Source organism: Desulfosoma profundi, assembly GCF_055387865.1.
This window is the reverse complement of sequence record NZ_AP042420.1, coordinates 3,267,285-3,292,910: the sequence shown is the minus strand read 5'-3', so window position 1 is coordinate 3,292,910 and position 25,626 is coordinate 3,267,285. Positions and strand designations below refer to the sequence as shown.

Annotated in this window: 23 protein-coding genes and 2 tRNA genes; 22 read left to right on the top strand and 3 right to left on the bottom strand. The window is 56.3% G+C overall.

The features are described 5' to 3' along the window. Nucleotides 1-71: 71 nt before the first annotated feature. Entirely contained in the window at nucleotides 72-2,150 is a 2,079-nt protein-coding gene (gene fusA, locus ACZ5K9_RS14275) for an elongation factor G (RefSeq protein WP_464271996.1), read from the bottom strand. A 335-nt stretch (nucleotides 2,151-2,485) separates the two neighbouring features. On the opposite strand from fusA, the gene ACZ5K9_RS14270 reads away from it, so the two are divergent. The 22 genes from ACZ5K9_RS14270 (at nucleotide 2,486) to ACZ5K9_RS14165 (ending at nucleotide 22,509) form a co-directional block, all read left to right on the top strand. Further along, a complete protein-coding gene (locus ACZ5K9_RS14270; RefSeq protein ID WP_464271995.1) occupies nucleotides 2,486-3,469 on the top strand; it encodes a tyrosine-type recombinase/integrase in 984 nt (327 codons plus the stop codon). Nucleotides 3,470-3,493: 24 nt separating this feature from the next. Then, entirely contained in the window at nucleotides 3,494-4,057 is a 564-nt protein-coding gene (gene hslV / locus ACZ5K9_RS14265; protein WP_464271994.1) for an ATP-dependent protease subunit HslV, read from the top strand. Nucleotides 4,058-4,061: 4 nt separating this feature from the next. After that, nucleotides 4,062-5,441 carry an ATP-dependent protease ATPase subunit HslU gene (hslU, locus tag ACZ5K9_RS14260; protein WP_464271993.1) on the top strand — a complete coding sequence of 460 codons (1,380 nt, stop codon included), beginning with the start codon at nucleotides 4,062-4,064 and terminating at the stop codon, nucleotides 5,439-5,441. Nucleotides 5,442-5,473: 32 nt separating this feature from the next. After that, complete coding sequence (gene argB, locus ACZ5K9_RS14255) at nucleotides 5,474-6,385, top strand: acetylglutamate kinase (RefSeq protein WP_464273980.1); 912 nt, start codon at nucleotides 5,474-5,476, stop codon at nucleotides 6,383-6,385. Next, complete coding sequence (locus ACZ5K9_RS14250) at nucleotides 6,382-7,578, top strand: acetylornithine transaminase (protein ID WP_464271992.1); 1,197 nt, start codon at nucleotides 6,382-6,384, stop codon at nucleotides 7,576-7,578. Before argB ends, ACZ5K9_RS14250 begins: the two co-directional genes overlap by 4 nt. Further along, on the top strand, nucleotides 7,575-8,489 hold the full coding sequence (gene argF / locus ACZ5K9_RS14245; RefSeq protein ID WP_464271991.1) for an ornithine carbamoyltransferase: 915 nt from the start codon (nucleotides 7,575-7,577) through the stop codon (nucleotides 8,487-8,489). Before ACZ5K9_RS14250 ends, argF begins: the two co-directional genes overlap by 4 nt. Before the next feature lie 123 nt (nucleotides 8,490-8,612). Beyond that, nucleotides 8,613-9,815 (top strand): argininosuccinate synthase, encoded by a 1,203-nt coding sequence (locus ACZ5K9_RS14240; RefSeq protein ID WP_464271990.1) that lies wholly within the window; start codon nucleotides 8,613-8,615, stop codon nucleotides 9,813-9,815. Between the two features lie 10 nt (nucleotides 9,816-9,825). Continuing rightward, on the top strand, nucleotides 9,826-11,244 hold the full coding sequence (gene argH / locus ACZ5K9_RS14235) for an argininosuccinate lyase (protein ID WP_464271989.1): 1,419 nt from the start codon (nucleotides 9,826-9,828) through the stop codon (nucleotides 11,242-11,244). A 57-nt stretch (nucleotides 11,245-11,301) separates the two neighbouring features. Next, entirely contained in the window at nucleotides 11,302-12,390 is a 1,089-nt protein-coding gene (locus ACZ5K9_RS14230) for a fibronectin type III domain-containing protein (protein WP_464271988.1), read from the top strand. Nucleotides 12,391-12,422: 32 nt separating this feature from the next. After that, the gene (gene lysA / locus ACZ5K9_RS14225; RefSeq protein WP_464271987.1) at nucleotides 12,423-13,673 is read left to right on the top strand and encodes a diaminopimelate decarboxylase; all 1,251 of its coding nucleotides are present in this window, start codon (nucleotides 12,423-12,425) and stop codon (nucleotides 13,671-13,673) included. A gap of 10 nt (nucleotides 13,674-13,683) precedes the next feature. Further along, nucleotides 13,684-14,544 (top strand): diaminopimelate epimerase, encoded by an 861-nt coding sequence (gene dapF, locus ACZ5K9_RS14220; RefSeq protein ID WP_464271986.1) that lies wholly within the window; start codon nucleotides 13,684-13,686, stop codon nucleotides 14,542-14,544. A 33-nt stretch (nucleotides 14,545-14,577) separates the two neighbouring features. Continuing rightward, the gene (dapA, locus tag ACZ5K9_RS14215; protein ID WP_464271985.1) at nucleotides 14,578-15,453 is read left to right on the top strand and encodes a 4-hydroxy-tetrahydrodipicolinate synthase; all 876 of its coding nucleotides are present in this window, start codon (nucleotides 14,578-14,580) and stop codon (nucleotides 15,451-15,453) included. Between the two features lie 140 nt (nucleotides 15,454-15,593). Further along, a complete protein-coding gene (gene dapB / locus ACZ5K9_RS14210) occupies nucleotides 15,594-16,472 on the top strand; it encodes a 4-hydroxy-tetrahydrodipicolinate reductase (RefSeq protein WP_464271984.1) in 879 nt (292 codons plus the stop codon). Between the two features lie 12 nt (nucleotides 16,473-16,484). Continuing rightward, a complete protein-coding gene (locus ACZ5K9_RS14205; RefSeq protein WP_464271983.1) occupies nucleotides 16,485-17,651 on the top strand; it encodes an LL-diaminopimelate aminotransferase in 1,167 nt (388 codons plus the stop codon). Then, nucleotides 17,614-18,222, top strand: coding sequence for a 2-amino-4-hydroxy-6-hydroxymethyldihydropteridine diphosphokinase (gene folK, locus ACZ5K9_RS14200; RefSeq protein WP_464271982.1), 609 nt, complete (start codon nucleotides 17,614-17,616; stop codon nucleotides 18,220-18,222). Before ACZ5K9_RS14205 ends, folK begins: the two co-directional genes overlap by 38 nt. Next, a complete protein-coding gene (locus ACZ5K9_RS14195) occupies nucleotides 18,219-18,482 on the top strand; it encodes a hypothetical protein (RefSeq protein ID WP_464271981.1) in 264 nt (87 codons plus the stop codon). The genes folK and ACZ5K9_RS14195 overlap by 4 nt, the downstream gene beginning before the upstream one ends. Beyond that, entirely contained in the window at nucleotides 18,479-19,138 is a 660-nt protein-coding gene (gene fsa / locus ACZ5K9_RS14190; RefSeq protein WP_464271980.1) for a fructose-6-phosphate aldolase, read from the top strand. Before ACZ5K9_RS14195 ends, fsa begins: the two co-directional genes overlap by 4 nt. A gap of 34 nt (nucleotides 19,139-19,172) precedes the next feature. Continuing rightward, a complete protein-coding gene (locus tag ACZ5K9_RS14185) occupies nucleotides 19,173-19,793 on the top strand; it encodes a transglycosylase SLT domain-containing protein (protein WP_464271979.1) in 621 nt (206 codons plus the stop codon). Beyond that, the gene (pgsA, locus tag ACZ5K9_RS14180) at nucleotides 19,790-20,416 is read left to right on the top strand and encodes a CDP-diacylglycerol--glycerol-3-phosphate 3-phosphatidyltransferase (RefSeq protein WP_464271978.1); all 627 of its coding nucleotides are present in this window, start codon (nucleotides 19,790-19,792) and stop codon (nucleotides 20,414-20,416) included. Before ACZ5K9_RS14185 ends, pgsA begins: the two co-directional genes overlap by 4 nt. Before the next feature lie 38 nt (nucleotides 20,417-20,454). Continuing rightward, nucleotides 20,455-20,529: transfer RNA gene (locus ACZ5K9_RS14175), tRNA-Cys, on the top strand. Between the two features lie 198 nt (nucleotides 20,530-20,727). After that, nucleotides 20,728-21,411: a peroxiredoxin gene (locus ACZ5K9_RS14170; protein WP_464271977.1), complete on the top strand. Its 684-nt coding sequence runs from the start codon at nucleotides 20,728-20,730 to the stop codon at nucleotides 21,409-21,411. Nucleotides 21,412-21,765: 354 nt separating this feature from the next. Then, nucleotides 21,766-22,509, top strand: a complete 744-nt coding sequence (locus ACZ5K9_RS14165) for a M48 family metallopeptidase (protein ID WP_464271976.1) — start codon at nucleotides 21,766-21,768, stop codon at nucleotides 22,507-22,509. Between the two features lie 558 nt (nucleotides 22,510-23,067). On the opposite strand, the gene ACZ5K9_RS14160 is transcribed toward ACZ5K9_RS14165, so the two are convergent. Next, a complete protein-coding gene (locus ACZ5K9_RS14160; RefSeq protein WP_464271975.1) occupies nucleotides 23,068-23,844 on the bottom strand; it encodes a hypothetical protein in 777 nt (258 codons plus the stop codon). Between the two features lie 1,567 nt (nucleotides 23,845-25,411). Next, a tRNA-Arg gene (locus ACZ5K9_RS14155) sits at nucleotides 25,412-25,488 on the bottom strand. Nucleotides 25,489-25,626: the final 138 nt, after the last annotated feature.

The following is a 25,626-nucleotide window of genomic DNA, read 5'->3' as shown; positions in this document are numbered from 1 at the left end:
CTTTGTCCCCTCTTCCCCCATGATCAAAACTGTCTGGGGCAATGTCACCAACGAACGCGCCTTTGACCTTCCTACGCTTTCTCGGCCTTGGCAGCTTCGATGATTTTTTCTTGAAGTTGCGCCGGCACTTCTTCGTAATGCGAGAATTTCATGGTGAACATACCCCGCCCAGCGGTCATGGATCGCAGGTCAGGAGCATATTTCAACACTTCGGCAAGAGGCACCTGGGCTCGAACGATCTGTTTGGTGCCTTGGCTGTCCATGCCCAGGACTTTGCCCCGACGGGAGTTGAGGTCGCCGATGACGTCTCCCAAGCAGTCGTCCGGGATGATCACCTCCAAGTGAACAATAGGTTCCAGCAGGGTCGGTTTGGCCTCCGCCACGGCTTTCTTGAAAGCCATGGAACCGGCGATCTTGAAAGCCATTTCCGAAGAATCCACTGCGTGGTAAGACCCGTCAACCAAGTCCACTTTGAAGTCGATCACCGGATAGCCGGCCACGACGCCTTCCTGCGCCGCTTCCACGATACCCTTTTCCACGGCGGGAATATACTGCCTGGGGATCACGCCCCCCACGATCTTGTCCACAAACTGGAACCCTTCCCCTCTCGGCAGCGGCTCCATTTCGATCCAGCAATCGCCGTACTGGCCTCGCCCACCCGTTTGCTTCTTGTATTTGCCTTGAACCCTAGCCTTCCCCTTGATGGTCTCCTTGTATGGGACTTTAGGAAGCCGAAGGTTCACTTCGACGCCGAATTTGCGCTTGAGCTTGTCGATCGTAGCCTCGATGTGGATTTCCCCCATGCCCGAAAGGATCATCTCTTTGGTTTCGTCGTTGCGCTCCAGTTTCAGCGCCAAATCCTCTTCCATGAGGCGGGCGAGGGAGCTGAAAATCTTCTCTTCATCACCTTTGCTCTTGGGCTCAATGGCCAGGGAATACACTGCAGCGGGCAGGTCCGGAAATTGGAACATAATGGGATTCTTTTCGTCGCAGAGCGTGTCGCCGGTAGTGGTTTCTTTGAGTTTGGCAACGGCCACAATGTCGCCAGGTCCGGCCTCTTGAATGCTCTCCTGACCCTTGCCTTTGATCCGGAGCAATTGTCCATACCGTTCTTTGGACTTCTTGGTGCTGTTGAAGACGGTGGCATCAGGTTTCATCGTCCCGGAAAAGATGCGCACTACGGACAGGCGGCCCGCATAGGGGTCACTGATGGTCTTAATGACCAGGCCGGAAAAGGGAGCCGCCGGATCGGGCTCACGACTCACAGTGTTTTCCCCGTCCGCAGAGAACCCTTTCTTGGGACCGCGGTCCAAAGGCGACGGGAAACAATCCACAATAATGTCCAGCACCTGGGCAGTTCCCACGTTGGCCGTACCGGAACCACAGGCGATGGGAATCAAGCGCCCGGCGATCACCGCGCCGCGCAGCCCCCCGACGATCTCTTCCTGCGTGAGCTCCTGACCTTCGAGATATTTTTCCAACAGAGCGTCGTTGGCTTCGCACACATTTTCCACAAGCATTTCTTTGTACTGAGCGGCCAGCTCGAGGGCGTCTGCTGGCGCGTCTTTCACATCATATTTCCCGGTTTCGCCATGAGCGTAAATGAAAGCTTTGCCGGTCAGTACATCCACAACGCCCTGAAAGTGCTCGGCACTGCCGATAGGCACGGTGAGGGGCACGCACCGGGTCCCGAGCTGCTGCCGGATGTTGTCCACCGTCTTGGCGAAATCCGCACGCTCCCGGTCCATCTTGCTCACAAAGATCATCCGGGGCAGAGCCAATTCCTCGGCAAATTCCCAGACTTTTTCGGTCTGCACTTTGACCCCGTCAATAGCATCGACCACCACCAGAGCCGCATCCGCCCCCTGCAGGGAACTTTTTGTTTCTGCGATGAAGTTGAAATCGCCCGGAGTATCGATCACCGTGCAGGAATGCTTCCTCCACGGGAAGGTGTTGAAGGCCGTGCTGATGGTGATCTTCCGGCTGACTTCCTCAGGCTCAAAATCCATCACGGACGTGCTTTCGTCCACCTTGCCCAAACGTGTGGTTACCCCGGCAGTAAACAACATGGCCTCTGCCAAAGAGGTTTTTCCCGCGCCTCCGTGGGAAATGATGGCGAATGTGCGGACCTTGGCTACCGATTCACTCATGAGCTGTTCCTTTCTGCGCTTGCGCCCCGTAGCTGATGGGGCGATCCTTCGATCATCCCCGAAAATCGAAAAAACGGCGATTTTTTCCCGAATCCAAAACCTTATGATGGTTGTGCAGCTATCGGTCAGTCTCGCCGCGGACTTTACGAGGAAAAGCACAAGTGACGTTCTTAGATGAAGGGGACGAGAAAAGTCAAGAACAATCCCAGGTTGGCTGGGAAGCCGGCCATTGTGCGAAGTGACCTAAAGAAAATGCTTTCTCTCCGGCTTTTTTTTTGATTGTTTATATTTTTTCAACGTCGAGTCATGTGGCAGATCATAGCAGGAGTCGCCCCATGGATGACCACGGGTCATCGACACTGGATCTCGTGTTGAACACCCTTGAAGGACCCGCCGTGAGCGCCCTTGAGGATTTTTTGGCATATCTTGCCGGTCAGCGGGCCCTGAGTCCGGCCACCGTGAAAGGCTATGGAGCCGACTTGGCGCAGTGGTTTCTCTTTCTTAAGGATGTCTTAGACCGGCCCTACCTGTCCATGGAAGATCTCTCGGAAGCACACCTGCGTCGCTTCATTTTCCACCGGCATCCGCGCCTGGCCAAGAGCAGTCAAGCGAGAGCCCTCGCCACCTACCGTTCCTTTTTCCGTTTCCTTACGGAAAGGTACGGACTCGAAGCCAATCCGGCCCGATCCTTGGGGTCCCCCAAGGTCGGCGTCAGTTTGCCCGCTTTTTTGGACGTGGACGATATGCTCGCTTTTCTCAGCGACCTGGAAGCAAAAGCCCGGAAGCCATCCGCCCCATGGACGTCGGCCCGAGATTGGGCGCTGTTTGAAACCCTCTATTCCACCGGGCTGCGCGTCGGGGAACTGGTGCACCTCAATCATAACCATATCGACATGGACGAAGGGATGGTGCGCACTGTGGGCAAAGGATCCAAGGAACGCATTGTTCCCATCGGATCCAAGGCCATAGAGGCCATCCGCTGTTACCTCAACGCCTTCCGGGAACAGTGGCACGGGCCCTGCGACCGGGAAGCCTTGTTTCTCAACGCCCGGGGAGGACGACTGACGGATCGGTCCGTGCGACGTCTGCTTGCGGCAAGACTTCGGGATGCGGGACAATGGCGCCCCCTCAGCCCCCACGGGCTGCGGCACAGCTTTGCGACGCATCTTCTCAGCTCTGGAGCGGACCTCAGGAGCATTCAGGAAATGTTGGGCCACGCAGGTCTTTCCACAACACAACGCTACACGAAAGTGGATCTGGATCGGCTGATGAGCGTCTACGATGCCGCCCATCCCCGAAGCCGCAAGAATTCCCCCTAATTCTCGGCGCACGAAAGGACACCCATGCCGACGCCTCGAACCCCAAAGACGCGATCCGCCGCTATTCATGCGACCACCGTGTTGGCCATTCATCGAGATCGAAAGGTGGTCATGGCCGGAGACGGCCAAGTGACGTTCGGCGACACGGTCATGAAGCAACATGCCCGCAAAGTGCGCAAGATGTACCACGACAGTATCCTCGCGGGCTTCGCCGGGGCCACCGCCGATGCGTTCACCCTTTTCGAAAGGCTGGAGACAAAACTGGAGCAATACAACGGCAATCTGAAACGGGCCGCTGTAGAATTGGCCAAGGACTGGCGCATGGATCGGGCCCTGCGGCGATTAGAGGCACTCCTCATCGCCGCCGATCGCACCCAATGCCTCATCCTCAGTGGAACCGGAGATGTCATCGAACCGGACGATGGGCTGGCCGCTGTGGGCTCGGGAGGACCCTATGCTCTGGCGGCGGCCCGGGCCCTTTTGGTCCATACAGATCTCCCTCTTCGCACCGTCGCCGAAGAAGCTATGAAGATCGCCGCCGAGCTATGTATTTACACCAATGAGGCTTTCACCATAGAGGAGTTGTAACGCCATGCAGCAGCCCTTGACCCCTGCGGAGATCGTGCGCGAATTGGACAAATTCATCATCGGGCAAAAAGATGCCAAACGCATGGTGGCCATCGCCCTGCGCAACCGGTGGCGGCGCCAACAGGTGCCGGAACATTTGCGCGACGAAATCGCCCCGAAAAACATCATCATGATCGGACCGACGGGCGTGGGAAAAACGGAAATCGCCCGACGGCTGGCCCGATTGGCTCAATCGCCGTTCCTTAAGGTGGAAGCCAGTAAATTCACCGAGGTGGGCTATGTGGGACGGGATGTGGAATCCATGATCCGGGACTTGACCGATCTTGCGGTCAACATGGTTCGATCGGAAGAGATGGAAGCGGTGCGGGTCAAGGCGGAAGAACTGGCGGAGGAAAAGCTCCTGGATATCCTCCTGCCGCCTTCCCGCCGGACTGCCCAGGCGCCGAGTCGTCCCCAGGAGGCGACCGATCTGAAAGCGGCTCAGGAAGAAACCCAAAAAGCCGATGCCACCCGGGAAAAACTTCGGAAACTCCTGCGCCAAGGCGCCCTGGACGACCGGTACGTAGAGCTGGAGGTGGAAGACCGGTCGATGCCTGTTTTCGATCTTTTTGCCAGTGCCGGAATGGAGGAAATGGATTACAACTTTCGGGAAATGCTCAGCTCCATGCTCCCCCGACGCACCAAGCGCCGCAAGGTCAAGATCCCCGAAGCCCGGGAAATCCTGGTCGAGGAAGAAGCCCAGCGCCTCATCGACATGGACAAGGTCATCCGGCAAGCCATCGAGCGGGTTGAGCATTGCGGGATCATTTTCATCGACGAAATCGATAAAATCGCCGGCAGAGAAGGCACCCACGGGCCGGACGTCTCCCGAGAAGGTGTCCAGCGGGACCTTTTGCCCATTGTGGAAGGCTCCACCGTGACCACCAAGTACGGCAGCATGGTGCGCACGGACCACATCCTGTTCATCGCCAGCGGAGCGTTCCACATCGCCAAACCCTCAGACCTCATTCCGGAACTTCAAGGGCGTTTTCCCATTCGCGTGGAACTGCAATCCCTCAGCAAGGAAGATTTCGTAAGAATTCTCAAAGAACCCGAAAACGCCCTGATCACCCAATACATCGCCCTTTTGGCAACGGAAGACGTGACCTTGGTTTTCGATGATGCGGCCATTGAAGAAATTGCCGAAATTGCCTACCAGGTGAACGCCCGCACGGAGAACATCGGGGCACGAAGACTGCACACGATCATGGAAAAGCTGCTTTCGGATATTTCCTTTAACGCTCCGGACCTTAAAGGCCAGACCCTTCGCATCACTCAAGACTACGTCAGGCAGACCTTGGAAGACATTGTCAAAGATGAAGACCTGAGCCGTTACATTTTGTGAAGCCGTTTTCAACAAGGAGGAATGCCATCGTGATGCGCGATACCGCCGCCCTGCTCATAGAGGCCCTGCCGTACATCCGGCAATTTTCGGGGAAAACCGTCGTCATCAAGTACGGCGGGCATGCCATGAAGGACGAAGCTTTAAAAGAGAGTTTCGCCCAGGACGTGGTGCTCATGAAATACATTGGCATTCACCCGGTGGTGGTCCATGGCGGAGGTCCACAAATCGGCCGCATGCTCGACCGTGTGGGAAAAAAGTCCGACTTTCGGGAAGGCATGCGTGTCACCGACGAGGAAACCATGGACGTCGTCGAGATGGTGCTGGCAGGCAAGGTCAACAAGGAAATCGTGGCCCTGATCAATCGGCATGGGGGACGCGCCATCGGGTTGAGCGGCAAAGATGGGATGCTCATTGAAGCCCGCAAGATGCATCTGTTCAAGTATCAAGGTGACGATCAGCCGCCCGAAATCATTGACATCGGTTTGGTGGGGGAAGTGGAACGCATCAACGTGGAAATCCTGGAAGTCCTGGAAAAAAGCCAGGTGATTCCCGTGATCGCCCCCGTGGGCGTGGGGAAATCCGGGGAGACGTACAACATCAACGCCGATCTGGTGGCCGGAAAGGTGGCGGCGGCGCTGAGTGCCGAAAAACTGGTCCTGATGACCGATGTTCAAGGCGTCCTCAACAGCGCAGGCGAATTGATCTCGAGCCTCACCGTGGCCGAAGCGGCGGAACTCATCCAAGAGGATGTCCTCAAAGGGGGGATGATTCCCAAGGTGCAGTGCGCCATGGACGCCGTCCAGGGCGGGGTGAAAAAAGTCGCTATCCTGGACGGACGAATTCCCCACGCGGTACTTCTGGAACTGTTCACCGACTCGGGGATCGGAACGGAAATTGTGCCCTCCAGACCTTTCCGGAGAACTAAAGAAAGGAAGCGATCATGACTCAGGCTGTGATGGAATTGTGCGACCGGGTCGTCTGCAGCACCTATATGCGATATCCCGTTGTGCTGGAAAAAGGACGTGGCAGCCGGCTCTGGGATGCGGACGGAAAGGAATACATTGATTTTGTGGCCGGCATCGCCGTGTGTAACCTGGGTCATTGCCACCCCGAGGTTACAGAAGTCATTTGTCATCAGGCCCAGAAGCTGGTCCACGTCTCCAATCTTTTTTACACCCGACCACAAGTGGAACTGGCCGCCGCGTTACGGCGCCTTTCCTTTGCCGACAGGGTCTTTTTTGCCAATAGCGGCGCCGAAGCCAACGAGGCCGCCATCAAGCTCGCCCGGAAATACAGTCGGGATAAATACGGACCTGGTCGTTTCCATGTCATCACCATGGAAGACTCCTTCCATGGCCGCACCTTGGCCACATTGTCGGCAACCGCTCAGGAAAAAGTTCATAAGGGTTTTGAACCTCTCGTCGAAGGATTTCACTTCGTGCCGTACAACGATGTGGAAGCCGTCCGGAAGGCTATGACGGAGCAGGTGTGCGCCGTTTTGGTCGAGCCTATCCAAGGGGAGGGGGGCGTGCGGCTGGGCGACAAGAACTACTTCCGAGCGTTGCGGCGTCTGTGCACGGAACGGGATGTGCTGCTCATCTTCGATGAAGTCCAGGTCGGCATGGGCCGCACCGGCACCCTTTTCGCCTATGAACAACTCGGGGTTGCCCCTGACGTCCTGACTCTGGCCAAAGCTTTGGGCAACGGGCTTCCCATCGGCGCGATGCTGGCCACGGAAAATGCCTCGAGGGCCTTCACGCCGGGAAGCCACGCCAGCACCTTCGGCGGGACCCCCCTCGTCACGGCTGCCGCCGGCAAGGTTCTCGAGCTCATCGCCCGGGAAGACTTTCTGGCTGATGTGCGGGACAAGGGGCGATATTTCATGGAAAGACTTCAAATGATCCACACACGCCATCCGAAAAAGGTCCGGGAGGTGCGCGGCCGAGGACTCATTCTGGGCATGGAACTGGCAGGCCCGGGGAAACCCGTCGTGGATCGATGTCTGGAACGGGGATTCCTAATTAACTGCACCCACGACACGGTGTTGCGGTTCGTACCGCCGTTGATCATCGAAAAAGACGAAATCGACCAACTCATGGCCGCCTTGGATGCGATCCTGCAGGAGTGGACTCCATGAAGAGAGACTTTCTCAGCCTATGGGATGTGACTCGGGAGGAAATCTTGCTCCTTATCGATGAGGCTCTGCGTTTGAAACACGACTGGGCCAAAGGTGTCTTAAAACCGGTGTTGCACCAAAAAACCCTCGGGCTTCTTTTTAACAAGCCTTCCACCCGGACTCGGGTTTCCTTCGAAGGGGCCATGCATCGATTGGGAGGGAATTGCACGTTCCTGAGTGTTCAGGACACCCAGCTGTCCCGAGCAGAACCCCTTTCGGACACAGCCCGGGTTCTTTCCCGCTACATCGATGCTCTGGTGGTCCGCACCTATGACCACAACGATGTGGTCACTCTGGCCCGGTATGCGTCCATTCCCGTCATTAACGGTTTGACGGATCTGTGTCATCCCTGCCAGGTCTTGAGCGACCTCATGACGGTTGTGGAAAAGAAAGAACGCCTCGAAGGCCAAGTGGTAGCCTGGATTGGGGACGGCAACAATATGGCCCATTCCTGGATCAACGCCTCGGGGCGATTAGGCTTTCGGCTGCACATTTCCTGCCCCGAAGGCTATTGGCCGTCGGCTCAGGTGCTCGAACGGGCCCGTCGCGAAGGAATCGCCGATATCGGGCTCTATGAGGACCCCGTCGAGGCCGTCAAGGAAGCCACGGTCATTAACACGGACGTGTGGGCGAGCATGGGTCACGAACACGAAGCAGAGAAGCGACGGCTCGTGTTCCAGCCGTTTCAGGTCAACGCCGCACTGTTGGCACGAGCCCCGAAGGAGGCCATCGTCCTCCATTGCCTGCCGGCGCATCGAGGTGAAGAAATTACAGAAGATGTCCTGGAAGGCCCTCAATCCGTGGTGTTCGACCAGGCAGAAAATCGTCTCCATGCCCAAGCGGCGCTGCTCCTTTGGCTCTTGGCCTCGTAGTATCTCTTGTCAAAACGCGGGCTCTTCCGTTATGAAGGACGTCTCGCGACCATTTCCGTGCACAACGATTCCTGAGGGTCTGTGCGCAACTGAGCCGATTTCGACAAGGAGTAACCAGTAATCATGGGCACAAGTAAAGTGGTTTTGGCCTATTCCGGAGGATTGGACACCTCGATCATCCTCAAGTGGCTCATCGAAACCTACAACTGTGAGGTGGTGGCCTTTGCCGCCGATTTGGGCCAAGGTGACGATCTCAAGGCTATCGAGCAAAAAGCGCTGGCTACGGGAGCCGTCAAGGCCCGGGTGGAAGATCTTCGCGAGGAGTTTGTTCGCGATTTTGTTTTCCCGGCTTTTCGAGCAAACGTCATCTACGAGGGCCAGTACCTTTTGGGCACCGCCATAGCCCGGCCGCTCATCGCCAGAAGACAGGTGGAAATCGCCCAAGAAGAAGGCGCCGATGCGGTCAGCCACGGCGCCACCGGAAAAGGCAACGACCAGGTCCGATTTGAACTCACGTACACCGCCCTTGCCCCGCACCTCAAGGTCATCGCCCCCTGGCGTGAGTGGAACCTGAAGTCCCGTCAAGCGCTCCTGGAGTTTGCTCGGAAGCATCATATACCCGTTCCGGTGACCCCGGAAAAACCTTACAGCTGCGACGCCAACCTCCTGCACATCAGTTACGAAGGCGGCATCTTGGAGGATCCTTGGAAAGAACCCGATCCGTCCATGTTTACCCTTACGGTCGATCCCCGGCATGCGCCCGACGAGCCGGAAGTGGTGGAACTGGACTTTGTTCGGGGGGATCCCGTGGCCATCAACGGCGAGGCGATGACCCCGGCCGTGCTTCTAGATACCTTGAACCGCATCGGAGGCCGCCATGGTGTGGGCCGGGCGGATGTCGTGGAGAGCCGGTTTGTGGGGATGAAATCTCGGGGGGTGTACGAAACGCCCGGCGGCACCATCCTCAGAATCGCCCACCGGGCGATGGAATCCATCACCATGGACAGGGAAGTGATGTTCCTGCGGGACTCCCTGATCCCCCAATATGCCAAGCTCATTTACAACGGCTTTTGGTTTGCGCCGGAACGGTTTGCCTTGCAGAGCCTCATCGACACCTCCCAGGAAAACGTGTCAGGAACCGTTCGGGTCAGACTCTACAAAGGCAGCTGTACGGTGATTGGCAGGAAATCCGACCGATCCCTGTATGATCCTCAATTGGCCACTTTTGAAGAAGAAGACGTGTATCGTCAGAGTGACGCCACAGGTTTCATCCGTCTGCAGGGACTGCGCCTGAGGGTCCAGAACTTGGTCAAAAAACGCGCATAAGGACACACACATGTCGGAAAAGATGTGGCAGGGCCGATTCGAACAGCCCACGGATACCCTGGTGGAAGAGTACACCGGATCCATCCATTTCGACCGGCGCCTGTATCGATACGATATCCAAGGGAGTATCGCCCACTGCCGCATGTTGGCCGAATGCGGCATCATCCCCCATGAAGAAGCCTCGCAGATCGTCCAAGGACTGGGGGAAATCCTGCGCGAAATCGAACGCGGCGAGCTATCTTTGGATGCCACGCAGGAAGATATCCACATGGCCGTCGAACAACGGCTTATGCAGAAAATCGGCGACGTGGGCGGAAAGCTCCATACCGCCCGCAGCCGTAACGATCAGATCGCTTTGGACACCAGGCTCTACATGAGGGATGTGCTCCTGGAATGTCGCCGGCTTCTCCTGGAAGCCGTGAGTTTGTTAAGTCACCTCGCTGAAGAACATCTCCATGTGATCATGCCGGGCTACACCCACATGCAGCATGCCCAACCTGTCCTGCTCGCCCATCATCTCATGGCCTACGCTGAAATGTTCCTTAGGGACGAAGAACGCATGGCGCAATGCTATGAGCGCACCAATGTGCTTCCACTGGGCAGTGCCGCTTTGGCTGGGACCACCTTTCCCATTGACATGGAAATCACGGCACGAGCGTTGGGGTTTCCCAAAATCACCCGCAACAGCATGGATGCGGTGAGCGATCGGGACTATTTGGTGGAGTTTTGCGCCGCTTCGGCCATTCTCATGATGCACGTGAGCCGCCTGGCGGAAGAGCTGGTTCTCTGGGCGACGACGGAATTCGGCTTTGTCGAGATCGGGGATGCCTTCTGCACAGGTTCGAGCATCATGCCCCAGAAAAAAAACCCCGATGTCCCGGAACTCATGCGCGGCAAAACAGCCCGAGTCTATGGGAACCTCATGACCCTGCTCACCCTTGTTAAAGGTCTGCCCCTCACCTACAATCGCGATCTGCAGGAAGACAAGGAACCCGTTTTTGATACGGCGGACACGGTGCGACAAACCCTGACCGTACTGAACAAGATGCTTCCCGAAATACGTTTCCGGGAAGATCGAATGCGGGCCGGCGCCGCCCAAGGATATGCGCTGGCAACAGAAGTGGCGGACTACTTGGTGCGTAAAGGCGTGCCTTTTCGAAAAGCCCATCACACGGTCGGTCAACTGGTTCATTACTGCGAGAAGCTGGGTAAAGAGCTCACCGACTTCACCGTAGACGAACTGAAGAAATTTCATAAAGCTTTGGACGCCGATCTTTTCCCGGCCCTGACTCTGGAAACTGCTGTGGAGAGGCGCACCTCCAAGGGAGGAACGAGCCCGCAGAGAGTGCGGGAGGCGATCGCGGCGGTGCGTGCCGAAACCCAAGGTCGGCTCGAGCGTGTGGACGCCGATACCCCGCGGCTTTCTTGACCGCGGCATCCCTGGGGCTCGATGGCGTCTCCGGCGAAGATCATAAAGGAATCCACCATGCGCGCGTGCCCTTTCAAGCTCGGGAAGTCAGGAAAAATCTGGCTTTTTCGCACTCCACTGATGCTCGCTCTGATGCTGACGGCGGGATCCTGTGGGAAAAAGGCTCCCCCCAGCCCCATGGGACTGGAGAAGCCCCCCCAAGTTTCAGCCATCCGCGCGGAAGTCGTAGACGGCTATGTGCAGCTCACCTGGCCCATCCCCGAGATTTTCCATGAAAAGAAGAAACGGGGAAATCTCCTGTTCGTCGTCCAGCGGGAGCAGACGGATTTGAAGAAAGCCGAGTGCAGCGATTGTCCCCCGGAAGCCGTGCACACCCTGGACCGCATTGACCCGGCAGCCCAAGGCCCGTGGATTACCGGGAAAGACACAATCCAATGGACGGACCGTTCCACCATACCCGGCGGAGTTTATCGCTACTGGATCGGGATCATGGATGGGCGAGAACGGATGATCTCCCTGTCGGCACCAGTCCGGGTCCATCTCGCCCCGCCCCCAAAACCTCTCAAAAAGGTGGAAACCTTGGCCGAACCCCGTGGGCTCCTTATCCGATGGGATGCCCCCCTTTCGGCAGCCAAAACACCGGACCTCCAAATGTCCTTCCTGATCGAAAGGCGCCAGAAAGGCCTCGACTGGGAACCTCTGAACCCTCAATTTTTCCAAGGGAACAGTTACCTGGACACCTCCGTCCAACCGCAATACCACTACCAGTATCGAGTCCGCCCGGTTCGACGGGTGTTGGACGCTGACATTTCTGGGCCTTGGACGGAAAGCTCGTTTACCAAGGCTCCCGAAAAGGTCCCGCCTCCCCCGCCGAGCACTGTGTGGGCCGTCCCATCAGGAGATAAAATGGAGGTCCACTGGACGGAATGCTCCCAGCCTGTGGCCGGCTATCATGTTTACCGCCGAGACGGGAAGACCATCGTGCGTCTGACCGCAGATCCCCTCAAGAGACCCCCGTACATGGACACCAAGGTGGAACCCAATAAAGTCTATGGTTATGCGGTGTCCTCAGTCAGTCCTGATGCTCCGCATAAGGAGGGGCTCCTATCCAAGTGGGTGGAAGTGCGCCATATTCGGTTCAAATAAGACACTCACTCCGGGCTGTACGAGGAGAGCTCATGCACCATTTTCAGTATCACGACGGGAAACTGTATGGAGAAGAGGTCCCAGTGGAGACCATTGCCCGAGAAGTGGGCACACCGGTGTATATCTATAGCCGGGCCACCTTGACCCATCACTTTACCGTCTTCGATGGGGCCTTTGCCCATATTCCCCATCTCACCTGTTACTCGGTGAAGGCCAATTCCAACGTGGCCATCCTTGCCTTATTCGGAAGCCTCGGCGGCGGCGTGGACATTGTCAGCGGAGGCGAACTTTTTCGGGCGCGGCGGGCGGGCATACCGCCGGAAAAAGTCGTTTATTCCGGCGTGGGGAAAACCCGCGAAGAAATCGACTACGCCCTCGCCGAAGACATCCTCATGTTCAACATCGAGTCGCGTCAGGAACTGGAAGCCATCAGCCAGAGGGCGCAGGCTTTAGGGCGTACCGCCAGGATCGCGCTTCGGGTCAATCCCGACGTGGACCCTCAAACCCATCCCTACATCACCACAGGGATGGAAAAGAACAAGTTCGGTATTCGTGTGGACGAAGCCGTGGAAAGTTATCGGCACGCCATGACCCTGCCGCACATCCAGGTGGTCGGCATCGACTGCCACATCGGCAGCCAACTCACGGATACAAAGCCCTTTGTGGACGCCCTGAAAAGGCTCCGCGCCCTCATGGAACGCCTCCACAACATGGGGATCTCAATTCAATATCTGGATTTGGGAGGCGGCCTGGGTATCACCTACGCGGATGAAGAACCTCCACACCCTACGGAGTACGCCGAGGCGATCCTCAAGGAAATGAACGGCCTTCCCTGCACACTCATCTTTGAGCCCGGGCGGGTCATTGTGGGTAATGCCGGCATCTTGGTCACCCGGGTCTTGTACACCAAGACGACCCCAACCAAACACTTCGTGATTGTGGACGCCGGAATGAACGACCTCATCCGCCCAAGCCTGTATGGGGCGTATCATCACATTCAGCCTGTGACCCCCAGGGAACAGGAAACGGAAACCGTGGACGTGGTCGGCCCCATCTGCGAAAGCGGGGATTTTCTTGCCCGCGATCGGGTTCTGCCCCGGGCCGTCCCGGGGGATTTGCTGGCGGTGATGAGCGCTGGAGCCTATGGGTTCAGCATGGCTTCCAATTATAATTCCCGGCCCCGGCCTGCCGAAGTGCTTGTGGATGGTGGGACCTATCATGTCATTCGGCGCCGCGAGACGTGGGACGATCTCGTGCGATTGGAAAACATTCCCCAGATCTGAGGCTCCTCGCATGAAACCCATTCCGTTTTTTAAGATGACCGGCTCTGGAAACGACTTCATCCTCATCGACAACCGCCGGGGTACGGTTCCTCCCGAACAATGCCAGGCGCTCGTCAAGGCCGCCTGCCGCAGAAAACTCTCCGTAGGCGCCGATGGCGTTATTTTCATCGAAAACGATCCAGAATGCGATTTCGTGTGGCGTTTCTACAACGCAGACGGCAGTGAAGCCGAAATGTGCGGCAATGGAGCCCGCTGTGCCGCCCGATTCGCACGCCTTACGGGCATCGTCTCACGGGATTCCATGACCTTTCGCACCCTTGCCGGAAAGATCCGCGCCCATGTGGACGGAGTTCGTGTGCGGGTGGAGATGACCACGCCCCATGGCTACCAGCCCGATGTGGACGTCACGGCGGCTGAACGGACCGTGCGCGTCCATTTCATCAACACTGGGGTCCCCCACGTCGTGCACTTTGTGGACACGCCCCACGCCTTGGCCCGATTCGACGTTGTCTCCCTAGGGCGAGCCCTGCGCTACCATCCTCGTTTTGCCCCTGCGGGCACGAACGCCAACTTCGTCACGGTCCTGGATTCCTCCCATTTAAAAATCCGCACCTATGAGCGGGGCGTGGAGGACGAAACCCTGGCATGCGGCACGGGTTCCATCGCTGCGGCCCTCACGGCCGCCGCGCATGACCTGGTCCGGCCTCCCGTACAGGTGGAAACCCAAAGCGGCGAGACCCTGGTCATTCACTTCACACGCATGGACGACGAATTTCGTGATGTTTTTCTGGAGGGAGACGCCAGGGTGGTCTATGAAGGGGCCTTATGGGAAGAAACACTCGGCGGAGGGTTTGGAACACAGGACCACTAGTTTTTCACTTTTGGCGAAGATGAGGAGGGAACCATGTTTCAAGGAGCCTTTGTGGCCATTGTCACGCCGTTTCAAAACGGGAAAATCGATGAACCGGCCCTGCGGGATCTCATCGAGTTTCAGATCCAAAACGGCACCCACGGCATCGTGCCCTGCGGGACCACCGGCGAATCGGCAACGCTGAGCCACGAAGAACACGAACGGGTGGTGGAAATCACCGTGGATCAGGTGAAAAAACGGGTGCCGGTCATCGCGGGCACAGGGTCCAACAACACCACCGAAGCCATCCGCCTGACCAAGCACGCTCAGGAATGCGGTGCCGACGCTGCCCTCATGATCGCCCCCTATTACAACAAACCCACCCAAGAAGGCTTGTACCAACACTTCAAACAAGTGGCGGAAACGGTGGATCTGCCCATCATCGTCTACAACATCCCGGGCCGCACGGCCGTCAACATGGAACCGGAAACCATCGCCCGGCTGGCCCAAATCCCAAACATTGTGGGCGTGAAGGAAGCGACGGGCTCCATGAAGCAGATCACCGACATCATTCGTCTGTGCGGCGATGATTTCGCGGTCCTTTCCGGAGAAGACTACATCACCTTCCCGCTCCTGTGCGTCGGCGGCAAGGGGGTCATCTCCGTGGTCTCCAACATCGCGCCCCGGGACATGGCAGACATGTGCGCCCACTTCCTGGAAGGTCGATTCCAGGAAGCTTATGAGCTGTACTATAAGCTGTTGCCCCTATGCCATGCCATGTTTGTGGAAACCAACCCCGCCCCGGTGAAAGCCGCCTTAAAGATGATGGGGAAGATCGCCAGCGACGAAGTGCGCCTCCCATTGGTAGGATTGAGTGAAGCCAGCAAGGCGAAAGTTTCCCGGGCCTTGAAGGACTACGGCCTGATATGAAGACGTGGACAACCGCGGGAGCCTGCATCAACGGCGAGGCAGAGGACTCGGCGTTCACCGGGAACCCCGCTCTCGTTCCTTGACGAGCATCTCGGGCGGAATGCCGGCAGTCGGCGCAGAGGAAACCAGGGAGGAAATCTATGGCCAAAGCAGCCTCAAAAACCACCCCGTCGGCCACGCGCCCCCGCAGGAAAAAACCGGAGAGCCCATCCACGATCAAAGCAGCGGTCGCCGGGATCGGGGGACGGATGGGATCACGCATCGCCCAGATCCTCCGAGAATCGGACGGAATCACACTCGCGGGGGGTCTCGAACGGGCGGATCATCCGATGCTCGGCTGGGATATCGGAACCCTCACCGGGGCTCAGCCCTGCGGGGTCTCCGTGGATCATAATCCACAAGCCGTTTTGCAGAGTTGCGACGTGCTGATCGACTTTACCGCACCCGAAGCCTCCCTCAAGCATCTGGAAGCGGCGGTGGCGGCGCAAAAGGCCATGGTCATCGGCACGACCGGATTTACGTCAGCGGACATGGAAAAGATCCGGCACCTTGCTCAGAAAATTCCTTGCGTCCTGGCGCCCAACATGAGCGTCGGGGTGAACGTGCTTTTTAAGATTCTTCGAGATATCACCCGTCTTCTCGGTCCGGACTACGACGTGGAGATTGTGGAAGCCCATCATCGGTTCAAGAAGGACGCCCCTAGTGGAACGGCCCTGCGTCTCGCCGAAGCGGTGGCCCAGGCTCGAGGCCGTACGCTGGAGGATGTGGGCCTCTACGCCCGCCACGGCCTCATCGGCGAAAGATCCCGCGATGTCATCGGGCTTCAAACCGTGCGTGGCGGCGATGTGGTCGGGGAACATACGGTGTATTTCCTCGGTATGGGGGAACGCATCGAGGTGACCCATCGAGCTCACAGTCGAGACAATTTCGCTCGTGGAGCCGTCACGGCGGCCAAGTGGGTGGTGGGACAATCCCCCGGCCTATACAGCATGATGGATGTGTTGGGGATTTCAGACTGAGCGGAGGCACTCATGAGTGTGGATTATGCGCATCGCGTGAAAAATCTTCCCCCGTACCTTTTCAAGGAGATCGATCGGCTCAAAGCGGAACTCTTGGCCAAAGGCGTGGATGTCATCAATCTGGGTGTCGGGGACCCCGATCTTCCCACCCCTTCACACATCATCCACCGGTTAAAGACAGCCGCCGAAGATCCAGCCAATCATCAATACCCGCTGTACTCCGGCATGAATGCCTTTCGCGATGCCGTAGCCCGCTGGTACAAGCGCCGTTTCGACGTGGATCTGGACCCGGCAACACAGGTGCTCACCCTGATCGGATCCAAGGAAGGCATCGCCCACCTGCCTTTGGCTTTCATCAATCCGGGCGATTCGGCCTTGGTCCCCAGTCCGGCCTATCCGGTGTACCAAGTTGCCGTGATGTTTGCCGGGGGCACATCGCACATCATGCCGCTGGTTAAAGAAAACGGCTTTCTTCCGGACCTGGACGCCATCCCCGAAGAGACGGCCCGGCGGGCCAAGTTGATGTTTATCAACTATCCCAACAACCCTACAGGCGCGGTGGCCGACCTCTCGTTCTTCGAAAAAGTGGTGGCTTTTGCCAAACGTTACGACATTATTGTCTGCCACGATGCAGCATATTCAGAGATGGCCTTCGACGGTTACCGGCCCATGAGCTTTCTTCAAGTGCCCGGAGCCCTCGATGTGGGCATCGAGTTTCATTCGCTGTCCAAAACCTATAACATGACCGGTTGGCGCATCGGGTTCGCCGTAGGGAACGCCCACGTCATTGGGGGACTCGCGCAGATCAAGAGCAATGTGGACTCCGGAGTTTTCAATGCCGTGCAGTTGGCGGGTGTAGAGGCTTTGGACGGCGATCAAAAGTGCGTCCAAGAAATGCAGGCCGTCTATCAAGAAAGGCGCGATATCCTAATCGAAGGGTTGCGTCGTGCCGGACTGCACGCAGAACCGCCTAAAGCGACCTTCTATGTCTGGTGCCCCACGCCTCAGGGCCTGTCATCCGCCGATTTTACCGCCATGCTCTTGAAACAGGCCGGGATTGTCACCACACCTGGGAGCGGCTTCGGCGAACCCGGCGAAGGCTATGTCCGCATGGCCCTCACCGTGGACAAGGAACGGATCCGTGAAGCCGTCCAGAGAATCCTCAAACTCCGATTTTAGCTTTCGCCGCCACGGCCATGATGCCGCGAATGGGGCCTCCGGCCACGGAGCTTCCCCTTCGGAGCGGGCGGAGAAACCGGTCCGAGTGCTCATCGGCTTCGGAGGAAACGAAGGCGACAGCGAAGCCTTCTGCCGCAGCGCCATGGCCGCTTTGTCGGAACTGGAAGGTTTGCGGGTTTTGGCCGTCTCCTCGCTCTATCGGACCGAGCCCATCGGCTACAGGGAGCAGCCGTGGTTTGTGAACGGCGTCATCCTGGGAGAAACAGTGTTAAGCCCCGAGGATCTTCTTGCAGGGCTTTTGGAAGTGGAAAAGAGCTTCGGCCGGGTCCGCACCGTTCGCTGGGGACCCCGCCCCTTGGATCTTGATATTATTTTTTTCGGGGATCGGGTCATTGAGTCCCACCAGCTGGTCATCCCGCATCCCCGAGCTCATGAACGCCGGTTTGTTTTGGAGCCGGCCGCGGAGGTGTGTCCGGAGTTCGTCCATCCCGTCTTGGGCCTCTCGGTGCAAGAGCTCCTGAGCCGACCTGAAGTGCAATCCCAAGATGTGCGCCTTTGGAAACCGTTATGATCCGACTGTTGATTCTCGCTCTCATCATTTACGCCGTCTATCGGTATCTGAAGCCTCGACTGGGCCTTGATAGGAAAACCTTCGGCGGCGAAAACGAGCCCCGAGAGGCGGAACTCATTAAAGACCCGCACTGCGGTGCGTACTTCCTCAAGAACCACGGGGTTTCCGCTTACATTGACGGCGAAACCGTGTACTTTTGCAGCACGCACTGCCGGGACAGCTACATTGCCCAACGGAGAAAGGAGCCGCATCAGACATGAAGTTCTTTATCGACACGGCCAACTTGAACGAAATACAAAAAGCCCATGCCTTAGGCATCCTGGACGGGGTGACCACGAATCCCTCCTTGATCGCCAAGGAAGGCATTGCCGATCGTGAAGGGTTCCGAGCCCATATCAAGAAAATCTGCGATATTGTCCAGGGCCCGGTGAGCGCCGAAGCCGTCAGCACCACCGCCCACAAGATGATCGAGGAGGCCCGGGAACTGGCGGCCATCGACGGCCATGTGGTCGTCAAGATCCCCATGACCGAAGAAGGACTCAAGGCGGTCAAGGTCTGTGCCGATGAAGGCATTAAGACCAATGTGACTTTGGTCTTTTCCCCGCTCCAGGCTTTGTTGGCGGCCAAAGCCGGGGCGACTTACGTGAGCCCGTTTGTGGGACGTTTGGATGATATCGCAGCTTCCGGCATGCAGGTGGTGTCTCAGATCGTGGATATTTTCTCCAACTATCTTTTTGATACCGAAATTATCGTGGCCAGCATCCGCAATCCGATCCATGTATTGGAGGCGGCGCGCATGGGCGCGGATATTGCCACCATCCCTTACGCCGTGATCGCTCAGCTCGTACAACATCCCTTGACGGACATCGGGCTGGAAAAGTTCTTGAAGGATTGGCAAAAAGTAGAGAAAACATAGCCCGGCTCGGCCCAGTGAGAAGAGGAGGACGAAGATGGATGAACGACCTGTGGCGCCATTTCGCCTCTCCCTGGCTCTCTTCGCCGTGACGCTCACCCTGGCGCTGGTGGACTGTTCACTGTTCAGTCCGGCTCTTGCGGGTGCCATCTACAAGTATGTGGACGAGAAGGGGGTGGTCCACTTCACCAACGTGCCGTCCAACCCCCGGTTTCAGAAGGTGGCCTTGCCGCCATTGCCGAAAATCACTGTGCCGCAGCGGAGCTTTCATGAGCCCTACGACATCCACATCTACAGAGCGGCGGAAGTGCACGGCATCGATCACCGATTGATTCGAGCTGTCATTAAGGCGGAGTCCAATTTCAACCCGCGGGCTGTGTCCCCCAAAGGCGCCATGGGCCTCATGCAGCTCATGCCTCAAACGGCCCGCGAGATGGGCGTGACGGATCCCTTTGATCCCATGGAAAACATCTTCGGCGGCACGAGATACCTCAAGGAGATGCTGCGCCGTTTCGACAACAGTCTTTTGCTGGCTCTGGCCGCATACAACGCCGGCCCACAGACCGTGGAGTCCTACGGTGGGATTCCCCCGATTGCCGAAACCAATGAATACTTGAGGGCGGTGCTGCGCAATTACATGCAGTACAAAAGGCAATGATTCGAGACGATTTTTCCAGAAAGAACCTGACGGCGCTGCCGAACCTGCTGACCTATCTCCGGGTTGCGGCCATTCCCGTCATCATCATGATCCTGATTCCTCCCATCAGTCCCCGAATGCAGAATACGGCATTCGCCCTCTATGTCATGGCGTCTTTGACCGATTATCTGGACGGCATTCTGGCACGGCGGCAAAATCTGGTCACCTCCGTGGGAAAGCTTCTCGACCCTTTGGCGGATAAGCTTCTGACGTGCGCCGTCCTCATCATGCTCATCGAACCGGGCAAGGTGGCCGGGTGGGTGGTTTTCCTCATTATCGGTCGGGAATTCATCATAACGGGTCTCCGCTCCATCGCTGCCAGCCAAGGGCTCATCTTGGATGCCAGCCGCATGGGTAAAAACAAGATGATCTCGCAAACCGTGGCCATCCTGTGCCTTCTTCTCCACGTAGAAGGGCTGCAGCGTCCCCTTCTTCTCACCGGAACGGGATTTCTATGGATGTCCATCGCCTTCGGGTATTGGTCCGCCGGCGCCTATTTTGTGGATTTTTACCGCAAAGCCAAAGCCCTCCATCGTCCACCCGTACCCAGCACCGCCCACGGGCCCGCGCAAACTGATTCTTGACACGAGAAACATTTTCCGTTAAGCAGAAGGCACGAATGGGCGGCATACCCAAGTGGTAAGGGAGCGGTCTGCAAAACCGTTATTCACCGGTTCGAATCCGGTTGCCGCCTCCAGAGCGAAATGACGGCCGGTCCGTAGGGCCGGCCTTTTTTTCTTGTTGTTTTAAGGCCCGTTGCCGCAAAGGTCCGAGGTTCGATGCCGATAACGAAAAGCTGCCTTGCGGCGTGAATGAGGCGCAAACCGTCAGACGGCAAGAATCCCCGCTTGCCGGTTGACGCGACGGACACCGGAGGCAAAAGGAGAAGAAAGAGATGAGTGAAGTCGCGGCGAGAATCCCTTTAATCGGCGAGAAGGCTCCGGAGTTTACAGCCAAAACCACACAGGGTGAAATTAACTTTCCTACAGATTACGAAGGCAGTTGGGTCGTGTTCTTCTCCCACCCGGCGGATTTTACCCCCGTGTGCACAACGGAATTTATGACATTCGCGTGCATGCAAGAGGAGTTTGCCAAGAGAAACTGCAAGCTGCTGGGTTTATCCATTGACAGCATTTACGCCCATATCGCGTGGCTCCGGACGATCAAGGAAAAAATAAACTACAAAGGCATGCAAGACGTTGAGATCAACTTCCCGGTCATCGAAGATCTGAAAATGGAGGTGTCTAAGGCTTTCGGCATGTTGCAGCCCGGCGCCAGCACAACACAGGCGGTAAGAGCTGTGTTTATCATCGACCCCAAAAGTATCATTCGGGCTATTCTCTACTATCCCCTGTCCAACGGACGCAATATGGATGAAATTCTCCGGCTCTTGATCGCCTTGCAGACCACTGACCAATATGGGGTCGCCACACCGGCGAATTGGCGACCTGGCGACGATGTGATCGTCCCACCTCCCGCGTCGTGTGGTGTCGCCAAGGATCGCAGTGAGAAGCCCGATCCCGATGTCACCTACCTCGATTGGTTCATGTGCTTAAAAAAGCTGCCGGACGTCAAATAGAAAAAAAACCTGTCATCCGAGAGTTCAGGTGACGCCTTACAGCGCACCTGACTCTTCCAAGCTGACCCGATAAATCGCACCTCTGAAACCTTACCCGGAAAAATCGCCAAGGCTTTATGAAGACTGAAATCCTAGAGCCGCCGATGCCCAGTTTGACCCATCGCCGAAATGATCGGCACTTCAAATCAGGATGAAATGGGCACGGTGAAGGGGGTGAACAGAACGCGACTCACCCTGCCCTGAGCTTGCGCCCTTTGGGAGAATCTGCTACAGGTCGGCCGTCTCCGGCATCAGGAGAAACTCGCCCTTCTAAAAGGGTAGTGCGTTTTTCGACCGTTTCGCAAAGGACACCACATGTCCCGGAAACCGCCGGTCCATTGGCCTCCGCCGTATCGCATTACGGAAAACCCCCGCGCCCGGAAGGTCATCCTGCGGGTTCGCCCCCCTGACGGTTTGGTCATCACCATCCCCAAAGGATTCGACAGGGGCCTTCTCCCAGGGATTCTCGAGAGACACCGTTCGTGGATCCAGACAAAGCTCCGTTGCGTCCACGAAGGCTTTTCCCAAAAGAAACCGGAAGAGATTCTTCCCAAGACCATGGATCTTGCGGCAATCGGCGAAAGCTGGGACGTCACTTACGCCCCCCACCCCGGAGCCCCCTTGGAACTCTACTGGGACGTCCATCCCCAGCCTCATATCTGCCTCCGAGGAGACGACTCCCGGCTGCCGGCAGTGTGTCGGCTCCTCAGAACGTGGCTCCAACAGTATGCCACACGCCGCTTGCCACCACTGGTGGAACAACTGAGTCAAAAAACGAAGCTTCCTTACAGAAGGCTTTCCATCCGATGTCAAAAAACGCGATGGGGAAGTTATTCGAACCTGGGAACCCTCAGCCTCAATGCCGCCGTCCTGTTCCTGCCTCCTCATTTGGCCCGGCTGGTGATCGTCCACGAATTGTGCCACAGCACACATCGACTCCACGATACGGCTTTTTGGAATCTACTCCAAAAGCACGAACCGGACTGCCGGCGCCTGGATGCAGAACTCCGGCACGATGCGCATCGGTTCCCCCGCTGGTATGTGGCATCATTTGAGTAAGGCAAGGCACCGGCGGCCATTTCGCAGGATTCAGCCTGGGAAAAAACCGGAACCGCAACCTGGCGGGTGGAAGAATCGCCGCCATCACTCATGGGTGTGCAAAGCGGGCTTCGAGAGTTCTCCCCGAACATTCAGGGACCTATAGCCGCTGGCGGTCAGCTGTATCCCCCCAGCCGATCCGGATGACGACCCGCATGGTCACCGAACAAGGCCAGACCGTCCATAGCCGCCACACTTGGGATCCAGAATCGGTTCACAATAAAAGTGCGCATGTTCTTTGGCTGGCCCGATGCCACTGAAAAAAGTGCTGAGGATCCTTGGAAAGAATGGAATTCCAGGAGATTGCGCCCCACAATGTTTGAAGAAAGTTTATTCCCTCCGGTGGGATCTCTTAGCTCTGGGCCGCTTTCTCCTGGTGTATCCAAATTTGTGGCCGATCCCAACGATTTGGCCCAAGCAAAAGCCTAGTAACAACGAACCGTTAAGTAGGGTCATACAGGTTGGGGACAAGACTCTTTAAACATCCGTTTGGAAAAAGTGTCTTGGCCTTCGTCTCCATTAGCGAATTGTAAGAGGACTGGAATAGCTTCTATTGTTGTTGTCGTTCGTACGAATTTGCACAACAAGATCAAACTGGTCGCCAAGGGTTTTCAGCTCTTCCACTACTTGGCTCGGGAGGAAAATTCCCCCCATGTGCGTGGGAACACGAAAGGATAATTCTCCGAACAAATTGCCGCTTCTATAGATGTCGATATACGCGCGGCACTGGGTGGCTACCGATGGATTCATCGTATAAAGCTCCATTGGTGTATCCCAACGCCACCATATATTCCCATCTTTCTTCTCAAACCTGAACGAGCGCTTTGAAACTATGGGCAGATCAATCTGTTGGTTGAACGTATAGGTCTTTACAAGAGTTTGTCCATCTGAGGTGGTCACCTTAAGTGTGTATTCACCTTCAAGCAATGAGCTTAGTATTTCATCATACCATCCACTCTCGGTTGAAGGATCTGGGAACACCCAATATCCGTTGTAGGCATCGTAATACCCGTATACCATATAGTCAATCGAATAAAATCCAAGTGATCCCTCGAGCGACACGGGTGTCCCTCCCGGACCTAGTAATTCAATATTCGTGACGACGTCTTTCGGGAGATTACGGTTGTTTGCCTCGTCTATTAAACCAAAAGCCACACGATTATAACTAGTTCCATCCTCATAAACCCGGTGCTGTACGTACATCCAATCGATTTGATAAGCGCCATACCCGTTGACTATGCCCATAAAACTACCCGCTACGACCGCCAACAAGAAAATGAAAAGCTTCGATTTCATGGCTTCCCCCCTTTATTCGGTGAAAGACACATGCTCCTGGTGAGAGTATTAAAAGATGGCTCATCAAGGATAGTTCGCAAAGGCCCGGTGAACATGGCGAAAACCAAAAGCTCATAAAAATGGTCTTGCAGGTAATTCTTACAAGTTTTTCAACGTCATTAGGGGGCATCGGCAACAATGCCGCCTTAGAGAGGTGCACACAATATTTAAAACGTTTTGGTGGTTAACTCTGCGTAACAGTAACTCGAGAGCCCATAGGGTGACGGAAAAATTCCTTGGTGGAAATGGCCTATAACATACAAAATGCCGCCCCGATTGTCATCGTTTTGTTTTCATGGCACTTCCCTCCTTTTTTATAGAGTCAACGGAATGTCTCAACGACAATGAGACACATCAATGATTCACAAACTTAGGTGTCCCATTGTCATGGGCACAAAGACCATCGGTAGAGCATTCCCCACAACGCACTAGATTTTCTCGGCCTAGCCGGTAGTTGACTTGAATTTTTTTTCTCCGCTCAACATGGTATCTGGATATTGCGATTGGTCTGCTCCCTCATGTGGCCAGCATCCTCTGGCCCCCAATGAAGACCAGCCAATTTATGTTCTACACCACCTGAGATTCACGGGCGTCGTCTCTGTAGAGGTCTGTCGCGTCCAAGAGTGCAAAACATGCTGGCTTTTCGCCTTAGGGGGGGCCATTAAACGGCTGTTTCCAGACGGTAATGTCCCGATTCGCCCCAGGGATAACGCACCCCTAGTTGGTCGTTACCATAGGAATGGCCCCTAGTCGTCACGTTCTCCCCCCCATCCCCCTCACATTTGTGGGCATTAACGTGCTATGGCCACTTTCATCCAGCGGCGTTCTGTTGAATGGTGGCAAAAGACAATGCATTTCTTAGGAGACCCCTTACTCCTTAAGTATGGACATGTCAATCTTTTTTTGGGGATTTTCGCCAAACTTCAGGTTTCCAGACTCTGCATACACATCCCGATCCTCCAAAACGAAACCGCTAGAATTGAATTCTGCATTTCCAGCCAAAGCTCTGGCACAAGAAAAGCTCAGCGTAAGGCCCAACGGAGGTCTCGATTTGAGGGAGGTGTCGACATCTTTAAAATAAAAACTATTCATGATAAGGGCTTAGCTATAAAATATATTATAAGGTGAAAATAAAATGAAATGCTAGTCAAATATATAAAATGAATAAACTTAAAATGTGGACTACGATAAAGAATTTATGGGAATGGGTATCCTTCGGACTCGGCGGTTCAAAAATCGTTGAGAGGCGTGGGAGGGTTGATCAGGGCCGGAGGAAAGGGGCGATGGACTCAGAGCACGACCGCCCGCGCAGGGTCTGCCTGTTTTGATTCTCGCCACGCCACATACCAGGCAAAGCGCCAAAGTTTTGCTCCCTCGGCGGCACTGAGCCCACGCAGGAAGGCGTGCGCCAGAGTCAGCCGCCAGGAGGACAAGCCGCTCCTGGGATCTACCCCGCCGCGAAATCCTTCTTTCTGTGCGCAGGCAAACAAAAAGGGCTCGGTGGGATCACCTCACCCTTGGACTTTCCTGGCGCGCCTGGGAGGATTCGAACCCCCGACCCGCGGATTAGAAGTCCGCTGCTCTGTCCTCCTGAGCTACAGGCGCACGATCATGCCCGCATGGCACGTCCGCCGAGGTCCCGATGCGACGTGCGCTTACTTTACGGAAACCCGATGCCGTGTCAATAGCGTTCCATGGAGCGTTCAGAGGACCCACTGGTATCGGTTATCCAGCGGCGGCCAC

What these genes read in the sequence shown, in the direction of transcription:
- fusA (WP_464271996.1), bottom strand. Translation starts at nt 2,150, where the DNA reads ATGAGTGAATCGGTAGCCAAGGTCCGCACATTCGCCATCATTTCCCAC.
- ACZ5K9_RS14270 (WP_464271995.1), top strand. Translation starts at nt 2,486, where the DNA reads ATGGATGACCACGGGTCATCGACACTGGATCTCGTGTTGAACACCCTT.
- hslV (WP_464271994.1), top strand. Translation starts at nt 3,494, where the DNA reads ATGCCGACGCCTCGAACCCCAAAGACGCGATCCGCCGCTATTCATGCG.
- hslU (WP_464271993.1), top strand. Translation starts at nt 4,062, where the DNA reads ATGCAGCAGCCCTTGACCCCTGCGGAGATCGTGCGCGAATTGGACAAA.
- argB (WP_464273980.1), top strand. Translation starts at nt 5,474, where the DNA reads ATGCGCGATACCGCCGCCCTGCTCATAGAGGCCCTGCCGTACATCCGG.
- ACZ5K9_RS14250 (WP_464271992.1), top strand. Translation starts at nt 6,382, where the DNA reads ATGACTCAGGCTGTGATGGAATTGTGCGACCGGGTCGTCTGCAGCACC.
- argF (WP_464271991.1), top strand. Translation starts at nt 7,575, where the DNA reads ATGAAGAGAGACTTTCTCAGCCTATGGGATGTGACTCGGGAGGAAATC.
- ACZ5K9_RS14240 (WP_464271990.1), top strand. Translation starts at nt 8,613, where the DNA reads ATGGGCACAAGTAAAGTGGTTTTGGCCTATTCCGGAGGATTGGACACC.
- argH (WP_464271989.1), top strand. Translation starts at nt 9,826, where the DNA reads ATGTCGGAAAAGATGTGGCAGGGCCGATTCGAACAGCCCACGGATACC.
- ACZ5K9_RS14230 (WP_464271988.1), top strand. Translation starts at nt 11,302, where the DNA reads ATGCGCGCGTGCCCTTTCAAGCTCGGGAAGTCAGGAAAAATCTGGCTT.
- lysA (WP_464271987.1), top strand. Translation starts at nt 12,423, where the DNA reads ATGCACCATTTTCAGTATCACGACGGGAAACTGTATGGAGAAGAGGTC.
- dapF (WP_464271986.1), top strand. Translation starts at nt 13,684, where the DNA reads ATGAAACCCATTCCGTTTTTTAAGATGACCGGCTCTGGAAACGACTTC.
- dapA (WP_464271985.1), top strand. Translation starts at nt 14,578, where the DNA reads ATGTTTCAAGGAGCCTTTGTGGCCATTGTCACGCCGTTTCAAAACGGG.
- dapB (WP_464271984.1), top strand. Translation starts at nt 15,594, where the DNA reads ATGGCCAAAGCAGCCTCAAAAACCACCCCGTCGGCCACGCGCCCCCGC.
- ACZ5K9_RS14205 (WP_464271983.1), top strand. Translation starts at nt 16,485, where the DNA reads ATGAGTGTGGATTATGCGCATCGCGTGAAAAATCTTCCCCCGTACCTT.
- ACZ5K9_RS14195 (WP_464271981.1), top strand. Translation starts at nt 18,219, where the DNA reads ATGATCCGACTGTTGATTCTCGCTCTCATCATTTACGCCGTCTATCGG.
- fsa (WP_464271980.1), top strand. Translation starts at nt 18,479, where the DNA reads ATGAAGTTCTTTATCGACACGGCCAACTTGAACGAAATACAAAAAGCC.
- ACZ5K9_RS14185 (WP_464271979.1), top strand. Translation starts at nt 19,173, where the DNA reads ATGGATGAACGACCTGTGGCGCCATTTCGCCTCTCCCTGGCTCTCTTC.
- pgsA (WP_464271978.1), top strand. Translation starts at nt 19,790, where the DNA reads ATGATTCGAGACGATTTTTCCAGAAAGAACCTGACGGCGCTGCCGAAC.
- ACZ5K9_RS14170 (WP_464271977.1), top strand. Translation starts at nt 20,728, where the DNA reads ATGAGTGAAGTCGCGGCGAGAATCCCTTTAATCGGCGAGAAGGCTCCG.
- ACZ5K9_RS14165 (WP_464271976.1), top strand. Translation starts at nt 21,766, where the DNA reads ATGTCCCGGAAACCGCCGGTCCATTGGCCTCCGCCGTATCGCATTACG.
- ACZ5K9_RS14160 (WP_464271975.1), bottom strand. Translation starts at nt 23,844, where the DNA reads ATGAAATCGAAGCTTTTCATTTTCTTGTTGGCGGTCGTAGCGGGTAGT.